The organism is Pseudoxanthomonas sangjuensis (genome assembly GCF_010211755.1).
Taxonomy (GTDB): Bacteria; Pseudomonadota; Gammaproteobacteria; order Xanthomonadales; family Xanthomonadaceae; genus Pseudoxanthomonas_A; species Pseudoxanthomonas_A sangjuensis.
In genome coordinates this window covers 11,642-27,743 of sequence record NZ_PDWR01000010.1, presented here as the reverse complement: position 1 = coordinate 27,743, position 16,102 = coordinate 11,642, and the positions used below count along the sequence as shown (strand labels likewise).

Annotated in this window: 14 protein-coding genes; 1 reads left to right on the top strand and 13 read right to left on the bottom strand. The window is 64.5% G+C overall.

Going from position 1 to position 16,102, the window contains the following annotated elements; all coding sequences use genetic code 11:
• Positions 1–21 precede the first annotated feature (21 nt).
• The 7 genes from CSC71_RS06960 to CSC71_RS06930 form a co-directional block, all read right to left on the bottom strand.
• Positions 22–3,210 carry an efflux RND transporter permease subunit gene (locus tag CSC71_RS06960; RefSeq protein ID WP_162373642.1) on the bottom strand — a complete coding sequence of 1,063 codons (3,189 nt, stop codon included), beginning with the start codon at positions 3,208–3,210 and terminating at the stop codon, positions 22–24.
• Positions 3,207–4,742, bottom strand: a complete 1,536-nt coding sequence (locus CSC71_RS15535) for an efflux RND transporter periplasmic adaptor subunit (RefSeq protein ID WP_162373641.1) — start codon at positions 4,740–4,742, stop codon at positions 3,207–3,209. The genes CSC71_RS06960 and CSC71_RS15535 overlap by 4 nt, the downstream gene beginning before the upstream one ends.
• The gene (locus CSC71_RS06950; RefSeq protein WP_162373640.1) at positions 4,739–6,031 is read right to left on the bottom strand and encodes a TolC family protein; all 1,293 of its coding nucleotides are present in this window, start codon (positions 6,029–6,031) and stop codon (positions 4,739–4,741) included. Before CSC71_RS06950 ends, CSC71_RS15535 begins: the two co-directional genes overlap by 4 nt.
• Before the next feature lie 77 nt (positions 6,032–6,108).
• The gene (locus CSC71_RS06945; protein WP_162373639.1) at positions 6,109–6,495 is read right to left on the bottom strand and encodes a hypothetical protein; all 387 of its coding nucleotides are present in this window, start codon (positions 6,493–6,495) and stop codon (positions 6,109–6,111) included.
• A 93-nt stretch (positions 6,496–6,588) separates the two neighbouring features.
• A complete protein-coding gene (locus CSC71_RS15530) occupies positions 6,589–6,879 on the bottom strand; it encodes a GDCCVxC domain-containing (seleno)protein (RefSeq protein WP_484573186.1) in 291 nt (96 codons plus the stop codon).
• Positions 6,794–7,078, bottom strand: coding sequence for a heavy-metal-associated domain-containing protein (locus CSC71_RS06935; RefSeq protein WP_162373637.1), 285 nt, complete (start codon positions 7,076–7,078; stop codon positions 6,794–6,796). The genes CSC71_RS15530 and CSC71_RS06935 overlap by 86 nt, the downstream gene beginning before the upstream one ends.
• A 10-nt stretch (positions 7,079–7,088) precedes the next feature.
• Positions 7,089–7,445 carry a mercuric transporter MerT family protein gene (locus CSC71_RS06930; protein WP_162373636.1) on the bottom strand — a complete coding sequence of 119 codons (357 nt, stop codon included), beginning with the start codon at positions 7,443–7,445 and terminating at the stop codon, positions 7,089–7,091.
• 41 nt (positions 7,446–7,486) lie between these two features.
• On the opposite strand from CSC71_RS06930, the gene CSC71_RS06925 reads away from it, so the two are divergent.
• On the top strand, positions 7,487–7,891 hold the full coding sequence (locus tag CSC71_RS06925; RefSeq protein ID WP_162373635.1) for a MerR family transcriptional regulator: 405 nt from the start codon (positions 7,487–7,489) through the stop codon (positions 7,889–7,891).
• A gap of 26 nt (positions 7,892–7,917) precedes the next feature.
• Here CSC71_RS06925 and CSC71_RS06920 read toward each other — a convergent pair whose 3' ends face one another.
• The 6 genes from CSC71_RS06920 to CSC71_RS06895 are packed head-to-tail and all read right to left on the bottom strand — an operon-like array spanning position 7,918 to position 16,056.
• Positions 7,918–8,811 (bottom strand): cation diffusion facilitator family transporter, encoded by an 894-nt coding sequence (locus CSC71_RS06920; protein ID WP_162373634.1) that lies wholly within the window; start codon positions 8,809–8,811, stop codon positions 7,918–7,920.
• Positions 8,812–8,835: 24 nt separating this feature from the next.
• Positions 8,836–10,098, bottom strand: coding sequence for a sodium:proton exchanger (locus CSC71_RS06915; RefSeq protein ID WP_170295390.1), 1,263 nt, complete (start codon positions 10,096–10,098; stop codon positions 8,836–8,838).
• 34 nt (positions 10,099–10,132) lie between these two features.
• Positions 10,133–10,453 (bottom strand): P-II family nitrogen regulator, encoded by a 321-nt coding sequence (locus CSC71_RS06910; protein ID WP_162373633.1) that lies wholly within the window; start codon positions 10,451–10,453, stop codon positions 10,133–10,135.
• On the bottom strand, positions 10,450–13,578 hold the full coding sequence (locus tag CSC71_RS06905; RefSeq protein WP_162373632.1) for an efflux RND transporter permease subunit: 3,129 nt from the start codon (positions 13,576–13,578) through the stop codon (positions 10,450–10,452). Before CSC71_RS06905 ends, CSC71_RS06910 begins: the two co-directional genes overlap by 4 nt.
• Positions 13,579–13,618: 40 nt before the next feature.
• Positions 13,619–14,779, bottom strand: a complete 1,161-nt coding sequence (locus CSC71_RS06900) for an efflux RND transporter periplasmic adaptor subunit (RefSeq protein WP_162373631.1) — start codon at positions 14,777–14,779, stop codon at positions 13,619–13,621.
• Positions 14,776–16,056, bottom strand: coding sequence for a TolC family protein (locus tag CSC71_RS06895; protein ID WP_162373630.1), 1,281 nt, complete (start codon positions 16,054–16,056; stop codon positions 14,776–14,778). Before CSC71_RS06895 ends, CSC71_RS06900 begins: the two co-directional genes overlap by 4 nt.
• Positions 16,057–16,102: the final 46 nt, after the last annotated feature.

Sequence of the window (16,102 nt, the reverse complement as noted above, 5' to 3'; positions counted from 1 at the left end):
GACGAGCACCAAACGGGGCGCTCACCGTGTCCGCCATGTCGGCAACGCCGACGAAGAAAGTGGGCCAGGACGTGATTTGCGTGATCGCTGCAGGCGATGCCGTTGCAGCAAGCGATAGGCCGCCGGGATCACCAGCATCGACAGCAGAGGCGCACTGAGCATGCCGCCGACCATGGGGGCAGCGATGCGCTGCATCACCTCCGAGCCGGCACCGCCTCCGATCAGGATCGGGAACAGACCGGCGAGAATCACGGCCACGGTCATCGCCTTCGGGCGTACGCGCTGCACGGCACCTTCACGAATGGCGGCATCGAGTTCTGCTTCGCCGGCATTGGGATTGACGGCCAACTGTCGCTCCCACGCGTGACGCAGGTACAGCAACATGATGATGCCGAACTCGGCGGCAACGCCGGCCAGTGCGATGAACCCGATCAGCGTGGCGACTGATACGGCATGGCCCATGGCCCAGATCAGCCACAAGCCGCCGACCAGTGCGAGCGGTAAGCTGAGCATGATGATCGCGGCTTCCGATGCGCGTCGAAATACCAGGTAGATCAGGCCGAAGATGATCACCAACGTCGCAGGCACGACCACGCGCAAGCGTTCGCTGGCGCGCTTGAGGTACTCGTATTGACCGGACCAGCCCACGGCGTAACCGGCTGGCATTGGCACCTGCTTTGCGACCGCACGTTGCAGATCGGCAACCACCGAACCGAGATCGCGTCCGGCCACATCAACGTAAACGTAGTTGCTGAGGCGGGCGTTGTCGCTGCGCAACATTGGCGGGCCTTCGCTGAAACTCAGCTCGGCGACCTGCCCCAAAGTCAGCTGCACGCCAATGGGCGCGAGCAATGATAACTCCGCGAGCGCGGCCGGCGAATCGCGGATCGAGCGCGGGTAGCGCACCACCACCGGGTAGCGTTCGCGGCCCTGGATGGTCTCCGCGACCGGTTCGCCACCCACCACCGTCGCAATCAACCGCTGCACATCGGCCTGGCTCAAGCCATACCGTGCGGCAACGTCGGGCCGTACCATCACGTCGATGTAGCGACCACCGGCGATGCGTTCGGCCAGCGCGGAGCTCACGCCGGGCACCCTGCGTGCCACTCGCTCGATACGATCGCTCAGCTGCGCCAGCACGGCCACGTCCGGGCCCGACACCTTGATGCCGATTGGGCTCTTGATGCCGGTGGCCAGCATGTCGATGCGGTTGCGGATTGGCGGCACGAACAGGTTCGTCAGGCCCGGCACCTTAACTGCACGATTGAGTTCCTCGCGCAGCTTTTCGGGTGTCATCCCCGGCCGCCATTGGTTGCGCGGTTTGAAGGTGATCGTAGTCTCGAACATCTCCAGCGGCGCCGGATCGGTAGCGGTCTCCGCCCTTCCCGCCTTGCCGAAGACATGTTCCACCTCGGGCACCGTCTTGAGCATGCGATCAGTCTGTTGCAGCAACTGCGATGCCTTGCCGGCGGACAAACCGGGCAATGCCGAGGGCATGTACAGCAACGTGCCCTCCTCCAGCGGCGGCATGAACTCGCTGCCCAGACGTAAGAACGGAATCAGGCTCACCAGTAACACGACACCGGCCAGCGCCAAGGTCAGCTTCGGGAAGCGCAGCACCGCATCCAATACCGGTCGATACAGCGCAATCAGGATGCGATTGAGCGGGTTGTCTTTCTCGGACCGGATATGGCCGCGGATCAGGTAGCCCATCAACACCGGAATCAGGGTGATGGACAGACCTGCCGCTGCGGCCATGGCATAGGTCTTGGTGTAGGCCAGCGGAGAGAACAACCGTCCTTCCTGCGCCTGCAAGGCAAACACCGGCACGAACGACAACGTGATCACCAGCAAGCTGACGAACAGCGCCGGGCCGACCTCGCCGGCGGAAGCTGCCATCAGTTCCCAGCGCTCAGCGCCCCCTGGCTCACGGTGGTGTTCGTCGCGGAAGTGTTCGAGGTGCTTGTGCGCGTTCTCGATCATAACCACGGCCGCATCGACCATCGCACCAATCGCGATCGCGATGCCACCGAGCGACAGCAGGTTCGCGGTAATGCCCTGCATGTGCATGATGATGAAGGCCGCGAGCACGCCCAACGGCAAGGTGATCACCGCCACCAACGAGGAGCGCACGTGCCACAGGAACAACGCGCACACCAACGCCACCACAAGGAATTCCTCGCCGAGCTTGCGTGTGAGGTTGTGCACGGCTTCGAGGATCAGCCCGGAGCGGTCGTAGGTTGGAACGATTTCGACGCCCGGAGGCAGACTTGCTTTCAGCTCCGCCAGCTTCGCCTTCACCGCCTTGATCGCGGCGAGCGCGTTCTTGCCCGAGCGCAGGATGATCACGCCACCGGCGACTTCGCCTTCACCGTCGAGTTCGGTGATGCCGCGACGCAAGGCCGGCCCGCGCTGCACCATCGCCACGTCCTGCAGCAGGACAGGAACTCCATCGGCGCCCGTTGTCACCGGCACGCGTTCGAAATCCTCGCGCGACCGCAGGTAGCCTTCGCTGCGCACCATGAATTCGGCTCCCCCCTGCTCGATTCCCGAACCGCCGGTGGCGCCGTTTGCGGCCTGAATGGCATCCGTGAGCTGCGTGATGGTGATTCCGCGGGCGGCCAATGCCTGCGGATCCGGCGTGATCTGCCAGGCCTGGACCATGCCGCCCACGCTTGCGACTTCGGCCACGTCGGGCACGGTCTTGAGGTCGTAGCGCAGGAACCAGTCCTGTAACGCACGCAACTGGCCGAGATCGTGTCTGCCGGTACGATCCACCAACGCGTACTCGTAGATCCAGCCTAGGCCCGTGGCGTCCGGCCCGATCGCCGGGCTGACCTGCGCCGGCAGGCGATCACGCACCTGGCTCAGGTACTCGAGCACACGCGAACGCGCCCAGTACAAGTCGGTCTTGTCGTCAAATAGCACGTAGACGAACGAATCGCCGAAGAACGAGAAGCCGCGCACCGCCTTGACCCCCGGCACCGACAGCATGGTCGTGGTCAACGGATAGGTGACCTGGTCTTCGACGATGCGCGGCGTCTGACCGGGCCACTCGGTGTGGATGATGACCTGCGTATCGGACAGGTCGGGCAAGGCATCGAGCGGCGTGCGCGATACCGACCAGATGCCCGTCGCCGCCAACGCGATGGCGGCCACCAGCACGAACAGCCGGTTGGCAATGGAAGCGCGAATGATGCGGGCGATCATGGCTGTCGCTCCACAGCGGGCACATCACGGATCGTGCAATCCGGGGTCGCCCCAGGCGCGAACTTGGGCACCAGTTGCATGTCCATGAAGGGCGACTTGCCGGGCTTGTCGAAGCGCTGATCCGGCACCATCGGGTCGTACCAATAGGCCACCGGGCATTGCCGCGCCTTGGGTGACGCGGTGACCGCTGGCTTTGCAACGGCTGGGGGCGCCTTCTTCTTGGACGGCACGGATGGTGTCGGGCGCGCGGGTGCAGGCGGAGCCGGCATCGCCATGTCAGGCATACCGGGCATGACATCGCTCGGCATATTCGCTGCTTCATCGCCCGCGCCGGCATTGAGGCGTTCGAGTGCGCCTGACAGGTTCGCTTCCGAATCGATCAGGAACTGCCCCGAGGCCACCACCTTCTCGCCACCTTTCAGCCCCGCAAGAATTTCAGTCATGCCGTCGCCACTGCGACCGGTCTGCACGCGCACGGGATGGAACGTGTCGTCGGCGCCGAGCACGATCACGCGGGCCTGCGCCCCCGCTCCGATCAACGCGTCCGTCGGTACCAGCGGCCGTTCGACGCTCGCGGTTGGCTGCAAGGTGATCTGCGCGAACATGCCCGGTGCCAGCAGGCCGTCCGGGTTGTCCAGCACGATGCGGGCTCGCTGCGTGCGGCTGCTCATGTCCACTTGCGGCAGCAGCGTTTCCACGCGACCCTGGAAGGTCGCACCTGGCAACGCGTCGACAGCCGCTTCCACCGGCGTACCCGTTGCGATGCCCGCGATTCCCGCTTGCGGAATCGACGCTTCGAGCCAGACCGTCCGGGTACCGTTGACGCGGAATAGCAGCGTGCCCATCGGCGCGGACTGACCTTCGCGCACGCCGATTTCGCTGACGACGCCGGTCACGGGCGAGGTCAACGTGAGTCGTCCGCCCTGCCCTGCACCACTGGGCAATCCCAACGCACGCAGTCGTTCGTGGGCGGCGGACTGCAACTCACGTGCTGCGGCCGAGCGGGCTCCACTTAGCGCTCGTGCTTCAGCAATCGCGGTGCCCCAAGTTGGCGCGATGATGCTGGCCAATGGTTGCCCCGCACGCACTGGCTCAAATGGGGCGCGTACGTGCAGGTGCTCGACGATGCTGTCGACGCGTGCGCTGACGATGCGTTCCTGGCGCAGGTCCCAGCCGATGGTGCCGGGCACGCGGACGGCTGCCGTCAATTGGCCACGCTTGACCACCACCGTGCGGATACCGAGGTTTTGGCGCACACCCGGTGCAACGGCAACGCCTTCGGTCGTCGCTTCATCGGCGTACTTCGGCACCAATTGCATGTCCATGAAGGGCGACTTGCCGGGCTTGTCAAAGTGCTGGTCGGGCACCATTGGGTCGTACCAATACAGGGCTTTACGTTCGGCGGACTGCGGGCTTGCGGTGTCGCTGGCGGAGGTACCCCCGTGAGAACCCCACCAGTAGCCGAGGCCAACCGCGGCGACCAACACGAGCGAAACAGCAGCAATGACCACGCCGCGATGAGTGGTGTTCATGGCTGCATCTCCAAGGGCAGCAGGAAGGCCAAGGCGGCCCAGGCACGTCCGAGTTCACCGAGGTGTTCGGCGTGCGCGAGATGGACATCAAGTTCGTCACGTCGGGCGTTGAGCCACGGCTGCAGCTCGCCGCCGGCGCGATACGCCGCAAGCGTGGTCGCACTGCGGTCCTGCGCAAGCGGCAAGAGGGAGTCCTCGTGCAGGGCGACCTGACGCTTCAACCCTTCCCACCGTGCGAGGTCGGCACGAATGCGTGCCGTTTCCTGACGGCGCAAATCTTCCCGCGTAGCCAATGCAGCCTGGTAGTCCGCTTCGCGAGCGGCAACGCCGCGATCTTGTCGATTGCGCGAGAACAACGGCAAGCCGATGCCCACTTCGAACATGATCATGTCGTCGCGACCACCGGCACGCTGGCCATAGGACGCACCCACGCTCCAGTCCGGGCGTTTGTCGGCGCGGGCGACATCGACCGCAGCCGCGGCGGTTTCAAGCTGAGCCGTGGCGGGAAGCAACGGCCCTACTCGATCCACCTCCTCCAGCAATCGGGCTTCGGAGACGGGCAGCGAGTCGAGGTTCGGGGCTTGATCGGAAACCTCGACCATTGCGTCGCCCAGCCAGCGCGCCAGTCCGGCCTGGGCCGCCAGTTTTTCGGCCCGCGCGGCCTCGATGCGGTTGTCGAGTTCCAGCAGCGCCGCTTCGGTAGCCAGCGCGTCACTCACCGAGTCGCCACCACCGGCCACCCGCGCCTTCGACACCTTCGTAGCCAACACCGCCTGTTCCCGCAACTTCTGCAACGCGCCCAATTGACGTTGCGCCGCCCAGACCGCGATCCAGGCATCGGCCGCAGCGCGACGGATGGACAGCACCTCGGCCTGTGATTGCGCCTGGGCTTCGTCGATCTGCCTAGCGGCGAAGGACTGACGCGCCGAACGCTTGGCCCGCGAGGGAATCTCCTGCCGGAGGCCGATCTTCTTCATGGTCATATCGTCAACGCGGCTGTTAAACGCGTTGCTGCCGGTCACTGGCAGGTTGTCGATGCCCACGGTCAGCATCGGATCAGGCAAGGCGCTAGCGCGAGCGGCTTCTTCCTGCGCGGCCGATACACCGGCCCGACGTGCATCGAGCATGGGCGCGCGCTCGGTGGCCAAGCGCACCGCCTCCGCCAGCGTGAGCTCGTGGGATGCGGCCAAGGCCGCGCTTGGCGTCGCCAGCACGGCCACGCACAAGGTCCGGACCAGCACACGCTCAAGTGCGCCCCAGGACCGACAACGATCAAAACGGGAGTTCATGACGCCTCCGAAACAGACATGACACGACGCGCACGGCGCATCGGCGCCGGCGCGAATTCGCTACGTCGTTTCGGGGGCTAGATCAGAAGACTGCAGAATCGCAGCCGCGGAGGCGGATCGGATCGGGCGATCGGCACGTCGACCTGGATGGCGACGTGGGATACGGGTTGCTCAAAGACCGGCGCAAGGACGAACGCCGGCATGGCCAGCGGCGGCACGGACAGTTTGGCTGTATCGGTCGTTACTGTGTGATCAGGATTACAGTGCTTCTGACAAAGCAGTGGATTGTCCGTGTCCTGCTGCTGTGCCATGCCCATCTCGGCGCAAGGCTCGGCCATCGCCGTGGTTTCGGCGGGCCTCTGCTCTATCGGGCACAGGTACGCCGCCAACGCCGCCTGCTGGAACAGCAGGCAGACGATCACCAGGACGGCGATCTGTAGGCGGTGGCGGGCGCGCCGGGTCATGGGCCGGATGGTACTCCTCCGGCGACGGGCAAGCCGGATGGCCCATAGACACGGTTTAACCCGGCGAGTTCCTCACACCCGGCGTCCAACCGCCTACCCACAGCAGGGCCTTTGTTGCTGGATCGGCGGGCAAGGCACCGTGCCGTAGGAGCAAAAGACGCAGCAATCGCCTGGTTTGGGCCGCAGCAGCTCGCCACAGGCCGTGCACTCGTAGAAGTACTGGCACGCCGTCGTCGGCATGGTCTCGACGGCCTGGTGCCCGCATTGCGGACACGTCAGCGTACTCTGCAACTGCAACTCAGCCACCGTTCGCTTTCGCCTTGGCCGGGAAGCCTGCCTCGGTGATCGCACGCGCGATTGCCGGCACGTTGGTGCGATCGGCATCGAAGTCCACGGTGACAGTGGCCGCCTTGGTGTCGACTTGTCCCTTGGAAACGCCAGGTACTTTACCGAGGGCCTTTTCGATCGTGATGCTACACGCCGGGCAGGTCATGTTTTCAACATCGAGGACGGCCTTCTTCGGCGTCGCGGCCGACGCCATGCCCGTCCACAGGATCATCAATCCAACAATCAACTGGCGCATCGTTCGTCTCCTACAAGAACCAGACTGCGTAATACGGGAAGAGCAGCAGCAGCGCGATCACGACGGTCGCAATCCAGAGCCAACGCCGGCGGCGGCGCAGGACACCCGGATCCATGCAAGCTCCCTCCGTTCGACAGCGGGAGGCAGGGCCGTACAGGCTCCAGAATGCCCAGCCAAGGCACACCAACGTGGCCAGGCTGAACCAAGGTCGCCAGGCATCCAGCGCGGTGAGGTTGGCAATCCACGCGCCGCTGATACCTAGCAGCACCAGAACCAAGGGCACAACGCAGCACACCGATGCCCCTATAGCGGCAAGGCTCGCTGCAACGATGGCCGGAAGGGACGATTTGGCAGGAAGGCTAGCCATGGGCGCATACTACAGTCCGTACCCAAGTACGGAGTCAAGCCATGGCCGCGAGCGCCCTCACCATCAGCAAACTGGCGGCATCGGCCGGCGTGAATGTCGAGACCGTGCGCTATTACCAGCGTCGCCAATTGCTGCCGGAACCCCAGCGGCCATTGGGCGGCTTCCGCCACTACGGACCAGCCGATGTCACCCGTCTTCAATTCATCCGTCGCGCCCAGGCGATGGGATTTGCCCTGGATGAAATTGCTGGGCTGTTGGAGCTCAAAGGCAAGCGAGCCTGTGAACAAACGCGTCAACTGACCGAGCTCAAGCTGGCCGATGTTCGCCAACGACTCGATGCATTACATCGTTTGGAAGGCGATCTGATGAACCTCATTGCCGAATGCAGTCAAGCACCTGCCGGCAAGTCATGTCCGACTCTGGACCGTCTGGAGCATGCGGAGTAGCACTCAAGCAACGCTGCAATTGCTGGTCACACATGGCCATGTGCATCGTCACATGGCGTCATTTCAACTTGCAGTGTCGCGTGGTGAATGTTGAACCGCTCCTCCAGCGCGGCGGCCAGCGAGCGCCGGACCTGCTCTCCATCGCCCCCGTCGCGCAGCACGATATGCGCCGTCAGTACGGGCTCCTTCGAGCCCAATGCCCACGCGTGCAGGTCATGCACGGCGGTGACGTTGGGATGCGACAGCATCATGGTGCGGACCTCATCCAATTCCAGCCCGTGCGGCACGCCTTGCATCAGCACCTGACCGGCTTCCCGCAGCAATGTCCACGTGCGCGGCAGCACCCACAGGCCGATCAACACGGCAATGATCGGATCGGCGACTTTCCAGCCGGTGAACTTGATGATCAACGCGCCGATCAGCACGCCCACCGACCCCAGCATGTCGCTCCACACTTCCAGATAGGCACCTTTGACATTGAGGCTGGTGCCGCTGCCGGCCTTGAGCAGTCGCATGGAGATCAGATTGATCACCAAGCCGATGGAGGCAATGACCATCATGCCGGTCGAGGCCACTTCCGGCGGCTGGCGGAAGCGGCCCACGGCCTCCCACAAGATGTAGCCGGCCACGACGAAGAGCAGGCCACCATTGACCATCGCGCCAATGGCCTCCATCCGCGCATAACCATACGTGCGCTTGGCGTCCGGCGGCCGACGGCTCAGACGCACGGCGATCAGCGAGATCGCCAACGCGATCACGTCGGTCATCATGTGGGCCGCATCCGACAACAGCGCCAGGCTGTTGGTGATCAAGCCGCCAGCCACTTCCGCAATCAGGAAGGCAGCGGTGAGCCCGAAGGCCCACCACAAGGGCTTCTCATGCTGTATTTCGCCTGTTCCGTGATCGTGCCCTGCGCCCATGTTCGGATTCTCCAATCTGTGAAATCAAGAAGATGCTTCTTTCGACTCAGCCAGGCGCACTGCCCACGCCGAACGGAATAGCAGCGGCAACTGTTTGGCATTGAAGATCATCAACACCGCCGCCAGCGCCAGATAGACCCAGGCCATCCCGGCAAGCACGGCGATTTCGCGCTCCGGCGTCGCTTGGTAGAAGAACGCCAATCCAAGCTGGGTGACGAACAGCAAGACCAAGGCGACCGCACCCCATGGCCCCAAACGCCACGACAACAGCAACATGAGGGCGAACACCGATTGCGCCGCCGTCAGGAAGAACTCCTCATGCTGCCGCGCGTCCAGCGGAAGTGAGGTCAGTTCGCCAGCGCCAATGCTCATGGCGATCGGGAGCATGCCCACCAGCAAGGTCCATTGATTGATCTTGTCGCTGATCATGGTGGTCAAACCGGCACGAGCACGGCCATCCAGGACAAACAGGATGGCGATGGTGACCGCCGGGGCCTCACTGGCCAACGGCGCCAGCCATTGGATCAACAGGAACTCGTCGACCCCTAGGCGGCGCCCTGAAGCCACAAGAGACTCGGCGAAGGGCTCGGCGGCCAGCAAGATGACGCCAGCCGCCACCAGACTCATCACTGCCATCGCAGTCCAACGCTTTGCGGGCGACCACTGCGCAATCACCGCTCCCGGACCTGGTTCCTCGTCATCTGCTTCCTCTTCGTTGTCTGCCTGCGAGGTGCGCCACAGGTAGAGGCAGAACAAGGCACCCAGCACGACAAAGTCGAAGATCCCGATCCGGTCCTTCAGAACGATGACGAAGGCATACACACTGGCCAGAGCCAGAAACACAATCTCGACCGAGTTCTCTGGCTGCAACGCAATCCCGCGTTGCCTTGACCTCCACCAATGCAGCCCGACCAGCAACGGCCACGCCAGACCGATCAACAGGCGATTGGCGCCAGTCATGTTGGCCGCGGCGTAGGCGACGTAGCCGGAGGCCGGATCCTGACCTGCACGATAGGCGTAGTAGAAGTCGACTGCGTACTCGGGCAGCACCGTGATCAACGCGACCACCGCCAGCACGAAGCCGGTGGCGATGTATTTCTCGGCGGCTTCCGCCCCCCACGACAACAGGAACCCGGCGGCCAGAATGGCCACGCCAAACAGCGCTGTGTCCCCCAGTGCGCCGACGCTACTGCCGGTCACGCGAAGGAACAGCGCTGGCACAACTGCCAGCGCTGCCACGCCCACCGGAATCACGAACTCGCGTACAGCGTTGTGTGTTCGGGCCATGTGTCTGATCCTCAACCGGGTCTATGCAACGCCGCTACACGGCGCCATCGATCGCAAGCGCCTGTTCGACCGGGCTGACATAGACCCAGCCGGCGTCAGGCCGACCCGTGTGTCCGACTTGGCGGAAGATCCCAACCGCTCGGGCCACATCACCGTCTTCGCAAAACAGCTCCATCTGCACCTCGTTGATCACCTGATCGCCGAACTCGACGGAATACTCCTGCTCGCGCGCACTGAGTGCGCGCAGCAGGCCTTTCACGTCGAACAGGCTGAGTCGCTGGAAGCCGGCGGCTCCCAGCGCGTGGATCAGGTCCGAGACGCGGTTGCGGTGGACGAATGCCTTGATCTGTTTCATGACGCGGTCTCCCTGGAGTTGCGCTCGGCCACATTGCGGTCGGAGCGGTTTTCAAGCCATTCGTACAGGACCGGAAGCAGGATCAACGTGAGCAGCGTCGAGCTGATCAGACCGCCGACAACCACGGTCGCCAACGGCCGCTGGGTTTCCGCGCCAACACCGCTCGAGAGCAGCATCGGCACCAGACCGAGGATCGCCACACTCGCGGTCATCAGCACCGGACGCAGACGCAGCGCCGTGCCCTCCACCACCGCCTCGCGCACCGATAGGCCCTTCTCACGCAGCTCGTTGAGGAAGCTCACCAGCACGATGCCGTTGAGCATTGCCACGCCGAACACCGCGATGAAGCCGATCGCCGAAGGCACCGACAGGTACTGGCCGGTGACGAACAATGCTAGCAGGCCGCCTATGGTGGCGAACGGCACGTTGGCCAGGATCAGCGCGGCGTACTTGACCGAGTTGAACGCGGTATAGAGCAGCACGAAGATGAAGAAGATCGTGACCGGCACGATCAGCGCCAGCTTGGCCAAGGCGCGCTGCTGGTTCTCGAACGCCCCGCCCCACTCGATCCAGTACCCCGGCGGCAACTTCACCTGTTGCTTGATCGCTGCCTCAGCGTCCTGGACGAAGCCATCGACGTCGCGGCCTCGCACATCCATCTGGATCACGGCATAGCGTTGCAACTGCTCGCGGCGTACGAACGAGTAGCCTTCGGTCACGTTGATGTCGGCGACCTCCGACAGCGGCACTAGGGCGCCGGTCGCGGTGCGCAACGGGATGCGGCGCAAGGACTCGACCGAATCGCGTGTCGCGTCATCCAGCCGCACCGCGATGTCGAAGCGTTTCACGCCATCGAGCAATACGCTCACCGGTTCGCCGCCCAAGCCGTTGCGGACGATGGTGAGCACCTCCTCGGCGTTCATGCCATGTCGGGCGAGTTCGTCGCGCTTGACCGCGATGCGTATCTGCGGCTTGCCGATGTTGGCTTCCAGGGCGAGATCAGCCACGCCAGGCACCTTGTCCAGCACGCGCTTGATCCGGCCGCTGAGCTTGTCGAGCTCACCCAAATCTTCGCCGTAGAGCTTGAGCGCCAGCGTGGCGCGCACACCGGAGATCAACTCCTCTACGCGCATCTGAATTGGCTGGGTGTAACCGGGCACCACGTTGGGAACCACCTTTTCCAGCGTCTCCTGCATCGCCGCTTCGAGTTGCTTGATGTCGCGGCCCGACTTCCACTCGTCCTCGGGTTTGAGCGCGGTGTAGATCTCCATGTAGTTGACGTCGGCGGTCTCGCCCTTCTCGGCGCGGCCGATCATCGCCAGCGTGGTCTCGACCTCGGGGAACTGCTTGAACGCCGCCGCGATCGTGTTGCTGGTGCGGATCGATTCGTTGAGCGAGGTCGACGGGATGCCGGTGATCCGCCACATGATCGAGCCTTCCTGCAGCTGCGGCATGAACTCCTTGCCGAGGAACGGGAACAACGCGAGGCTCGCCACCAGCGCCACGACGGCACTGACCACCACCACACGCTTGCGTGCCAGTGCCTTGTCCAGCAGCGGGCGATAACCGCGCTTGATCCGTGCGACCAGCCAGGTGTCACGCTCCGGCTTGGGCTTGAGGATCATCGAGGCCAACACCGGGATCAGGGTCAGGCTCAGGATCAGCGAGCCGGCCATGGCGAAGGCGATATTGAAGGCCATTGGCTTGAACATCTTGCCTTCGAGACCTTCCAGCGAGAACAGCGGCAGGAACACCACGATGATGATGCCGATCGCGAAGGTGATCGGATTGGCGACTTCCTTGGCGGCAGCCAGCACCGCGGAGGTCTTGTCGACCTTCTCGCCGTGCTCCAATCGCTCGGCCATGATCCGGAACGCGTTCTCGACCATCACCACCGCGCCGTCCACCATCATGCCGATGCCGATCGCCAGGCCCGCGAGTGACATCAGATTGGCGGACAAGCCGACTTGCCCCATACCAATGAAGGCAATCAGCATGGCCAGCGGCAGCGTGACGATCACCACCAGCGCCGAGCGGACCTCTCCAAGGAACAGGAACAGGATCACCGCGACCAGAAGCGAGCCTTCCACCAATGCGCGTACGGCCGTCTCCACCGCCTTGTTGACGAGATCGGTGCGCTCGTAGATGGGCTTGAGCACCATGGTCTTGGGCAGTGCATCGCGCACCACATCGAGCTTGCCCTTGACCGCCTCGACCACGTCCTTGGCGTTCTCGCCGATACGGGCGAGTGCTTGGCCCATCACAACTTCCTGGCCGTCGCGCGTCACCGCACCAAAGCGCGGCGCGGGGGCTTCGACCACGGTCGCCACGTCGCGCAGGTACACCGGCACACCGTCCTCGGCCTTGAGCACGATCGCGCCGATATCTTCGGTCGATTTCAGCAGGCCCAGGCCACGCACCAGGAACTGCTCGCGGCCCACGTCCATCACGTTACCGCCGACCTGGCCGTTGTTGGCGGGGAGCGCGTTGATTACGTCGCCAAAGCCCAAGCCGCGGGCATAGAGGCGCTGCGGATCGATCTGCACCTGGTACTGACGTTCACCACCGCCCCAGGAACTGACGTCGTCCACGCCTGGCGCGGTGCGCAGGATCAGACGCACGGTCCACTCCTGCCAGGTGCGCAGGTCCATATCGGTGACCTGATCCTTGGTGACACCGGGGGCGCGTTCGACCGTGTACCAGTACACCTGTCCCAGGCCCGACGTGTTCGGACCCATGCTCGGCTTGCCGTAGCCTTCCGGCAGACGGTCGCCGATTTCCTGCAAGCGTTCGTTGACCAGTTGGCGGGCGAAGTAGATGTCCATGTCGTCCTTGAAATAGACCGACACGTACGACAACCCGAACAGGCTGACCGAGCGGATTTCCTGCACCTTGGGCAGCCCGGCCAGCGCCGACTCCACCGGCGTGGTGAGCAACTGCTCGACGTCCTCGGCGGCCAGACCAGGGGACTCGGTGTAGATATTGACCTGGACCGGCGTCACGTCGGGGAAGGCATCGATCGGCACGTTGCGTACCGCGCTGACGCCAAGGAAGGCGACGACCGCGAACACGATCAGGACCAGGAATTTGTAGCGCAGGGAGAGTTCGACCAGGCGATTCAGCATGGCGCACCTCCCGCGAAGGCGGGCTTGGCGTCAGGGGTCATCACTCTTCCCCCAGCTGCGACTTGAGCATCTGCGCCTTGACCGCAAAGGCGCCTTCGACCACGACGGCGTCGCCGGGCTTGAGGCCTTCGCGGATGACGGTCCGATCACCGATCGCCTCACCGGTGCGAACCGGCGTCGGTTCCAGCGCACCGGCTGCGTTGCGGCGGAACACGACCGTGTCGCCTTCCAACTGCACCACCGCGTCGGTCGGTACTGACACGACCGTCGCAGCAGGGCTCTTTCCATTGGCGGCGTCGCTGGCTTCAAAGAACACATCGACGTAATCGCCGCTATGCAGCTGGTCGCCTTTGTTGGGCACCTCGATGCGCACCACCGCGTTGCGGGTCGCGTCCGAGGTGCGATGCGCGGGGTGCTGGACGGTGCCCGTCAGGCGTTCGCCGTTGAATACGACCGTTGCTTCCGTGCCAGGCGTGATGCGCGGGACGATCCCGGACGGCAACTTGGCATCGACCCAGACCACCGATTCGTCGACCAGGCGGAACAGCGTCTTGCCCGGCTCGATCTTTTCGCCGATGACGACCGCATCCTCGGTGATGCGTCCTGCATGCGGCGCGGTCAACGTGAACTGGCCGTTGCTGCGCCCGGCCGCCGTACCCGGCAAGCCGTACGCCTGCGCGGTGGCGCGGGCGCGATCGAGCGCGACCTGCGCCTCGTTGATGCGGCGCCCGGACACGGCCTCACGGCCAAGCGCGGACACGCGACGCCATTCCTGTTCGGCGATGCGCAACTCTGCCTGGGCATTGGCGACCTCGACGCTGGACAACGTCACCAGCGGTGTACCAGTACGCACTTCGTCACCGAGCTTGGCATGTCGCCGCACGACCAGGGCTTCGACGCTGGGCGTGATCAGCGCCGTGCCGTAGGCATTGTCGAGCACTTCACCGGGCGCACGCAGCTGTTCGCTCATCGAAGCGGGTTGCAACGCCTGCACGACGATGCCGGCCGCTTTCATAGCTGCGGCATCGAGCTTGACGGGCGCGATGCCGGCTTCGCTTTCGGCAGGCGCTTCAGCGCTCTCGGCTTCGGTTGCGGTCGACTCGGTCGAGGGGGACTTGGAACATGCGGCCAGGGCAAGCAGCAACGCCGCTGCGAGCAACGGGGACATCAGACGGAACGGGGTCATCGAAATCTCTCTCATGGGGTGCCCTCCAGGCCGGCCCAGCGCTCGAGCTGTCCGGTGGCGGCGAGGTAGTCGGCGTAGCTGCGCCACAGGCGCGCTTCAAGTTCGGCGCCGGCGAGCTGCGTGTCGAGGGTCTGTTTGAGCTGCAGCAGGTAGTCGGCGGTGGATAGCTCGCCTTCACGCCAGAGCTTTTCCAGCAGATTGGCGCGACGCTCCACATCCGTGCCGCGGCTCGCCTGCCAGCGCGACCAGGCCGATTGCGCAGCGGCGTAGCTGTCGATGGCGCGGCGGCGATCGGCATCCAGTTCGACGCGCACGCGTTCGGCTTCCGCGACCGCGACATCCGCATCGGCTTGGGCCGCTACCACTTCGGCGCGATACGAATTGCGCACGAAGAGCGGGATGCTGAGCGACACGCCGATCACGTTGTCCTGCACATTGCCGTAGTCGATACGTCCTCCGCGCACGCCCACGGTGGGATCGGCGATGCGGTTGCGACGGGCGACGGTGACTTCGCGTTCGGCGGCGAGCGCAGCAGCTTGTGCGGCTTGCCAATCGGGCAACTGTTCGATGCCGGTTTGGGGCGCCGTCGGCGGTGGCAATGCATTGCTGGGCAGCGCCAGGCTCGCCAGGAGTTCCGGTAAGCCGCCGACCGCGCGGAAACGCGCCTCGGCCTCCGCCTGTTCGGCGACGAGTTGCGACTGCTCGGCCTGCGCCTCATCGCGGGCCAGCAGCGCCAAGTCGCGTTCCAACCCGGAAATGTCGGCGGCCGCAAACTGCTTTTGCGCCAAATCGCCGAAGCGCGTCACCAACGCCAATCGGCGTTCACCGGTACGCACGCGTTGCTGCATCGTCTGCAACTCCGCCCAACTGGCGAACCACTGTTTGGCGAAATCGCGGCGACGCAGCTTTGCCTCAGCGGTGGCTTGATCGACCCGAGCGGCGGCCGCTTCGCGACGCACGCGGCGCTTGCCGCTCAGATCGAGCGTGAGGTTGAGGCCCGCGGTCGTGGTGCGATCCGGGCCTTCATCGTCACCAGCCAACTCAACTTCGGGGTTGTAGAGCGGCTGTCCGGCTGCATCGAACCGGGCACGCGCCGCGGCCAGTTGCGCTTCGGTGGCACGATAACTGGGATGGTGTTGCCAGGCGGCCTGCAGCGCGTTGCGAAGCGCGGCGGGGGCCTGTGTCTCGGGAGATTGGGCGGCCACGGCCAAGCCCGACAGCAAGCTTGCTGCCAGGGCCAGGACGGCCAGCCGCGCGACGCGACGTCGTCGCGGCGAACGAACAAAATGCATTGGAGGATCCTCTGAGTCGACGGTGTCCTCGGGCGCTCCGCGCCCA

Excerpts from the sequence above, each read along its gene's own strand:
- CSC71_RS06935 (WP_162373637.1), bottom strand. The coding sequence starts at position 7,078 with ATGCGCCAGTTGATTGTTGGATTGATGATCCTGTGGACGGGCATGGCG.
- CSC71_RS06945 (WP_162373639.1), bottom strand. The coding sequence starts at position 6,495 with ATGACCCGGCGCGCCCGCCACCGCCTACAGATCGCCGTCCTGGTGATC.
- CSC71_RS06900 (WP_162373631.1), bottom strand. The coding sequence starts at position 14,779 with ATGAGAGAGATTTCGATGACCCCGTTCCGTCTGATGTCCCCGTTGCTC.
- CSC71_RS06925 (WP_162373635.1), top strand. The coding sequence starts at position 7,487 with ATGGCCGCGAGCGCCCTCACCATCAGCAAACTGGCGGCATCGGCCGGC.
- CSC71_RS15535 (WP_162373641.1), bottom strand. The coding sequence starts at position 4,742 with ATGAACACCACTCATCGCGGCGTGGTCATTGCTGCTGTTTCGCTCGTG.
- CSC71_RS06915 (WP_170295390.1), bottom strand. The coding sequence starts at position 10,098 with ATGGCCCGAACACACAACGCTGTACGCGAGTTCGTGATTCCGGTGGGC.
- CSC71_RS06960 (WP_162373642.1), bottom strand. The coding sequence starts at position 3,210 with ATGATCGCCCGCATCATTCGCGCTTCCATTGCCAACCGGCTGTTCGTG.
- CSC71_RS06910 (WP_162373633.1), bottom strand. The coding sequence starts at position 10,453 with ATGAAACAGATCAAGGCATTCGTCCACCGCAACCGCGTCTCGGACCTG.
- CSC71_RS06905 (WP_162373632.1), bottom strand. The coding sequence starts at position 13,578 with ATGCTGAATCGCCTGGTCGAACTCTCCCTGCGCTACAAATTCCTGGTC.
- CSC71_RS15530 (WP_484573186.1), bottom strand. The coding sequence starts at position 6,879 with ATGCCGATCGCACCAACGTGCCGGCAATCGCGCGTGCGATCACCGAGG.
- CSC71_RS06930 (WP_162373636.1), bottom strand. The coding sequence starts at position 7,445 with ATGGCTAGCCTTCCTGCCAAATCGTCCCTTCCGGCCATCGTTGCAGCG.
- CSC71_RS06950 (WP_162373640.1), bottom strand. The coding sequence starts at position 6,031 with ATGAACTCCCGTTTTGATCGTTGTCGGTCCTGGGGCGCACTTGAGCGT.
- CSC71_RS06920 (WP_162373634.1), bottom strand. The coding sequence starts at position 8,811 with ATGGGCGCAGGGCACGATCACGGAACAGGCGAAATACAGCATGAGAAG.
- CSC71_RS06895 (WP_162373630.1), bottom strand. The coding sequence starts at position 16,056 with ATGCATTTTGTTCGTTCGCCGCGACGACGTCGCGTCGCGCGGCTGGCC.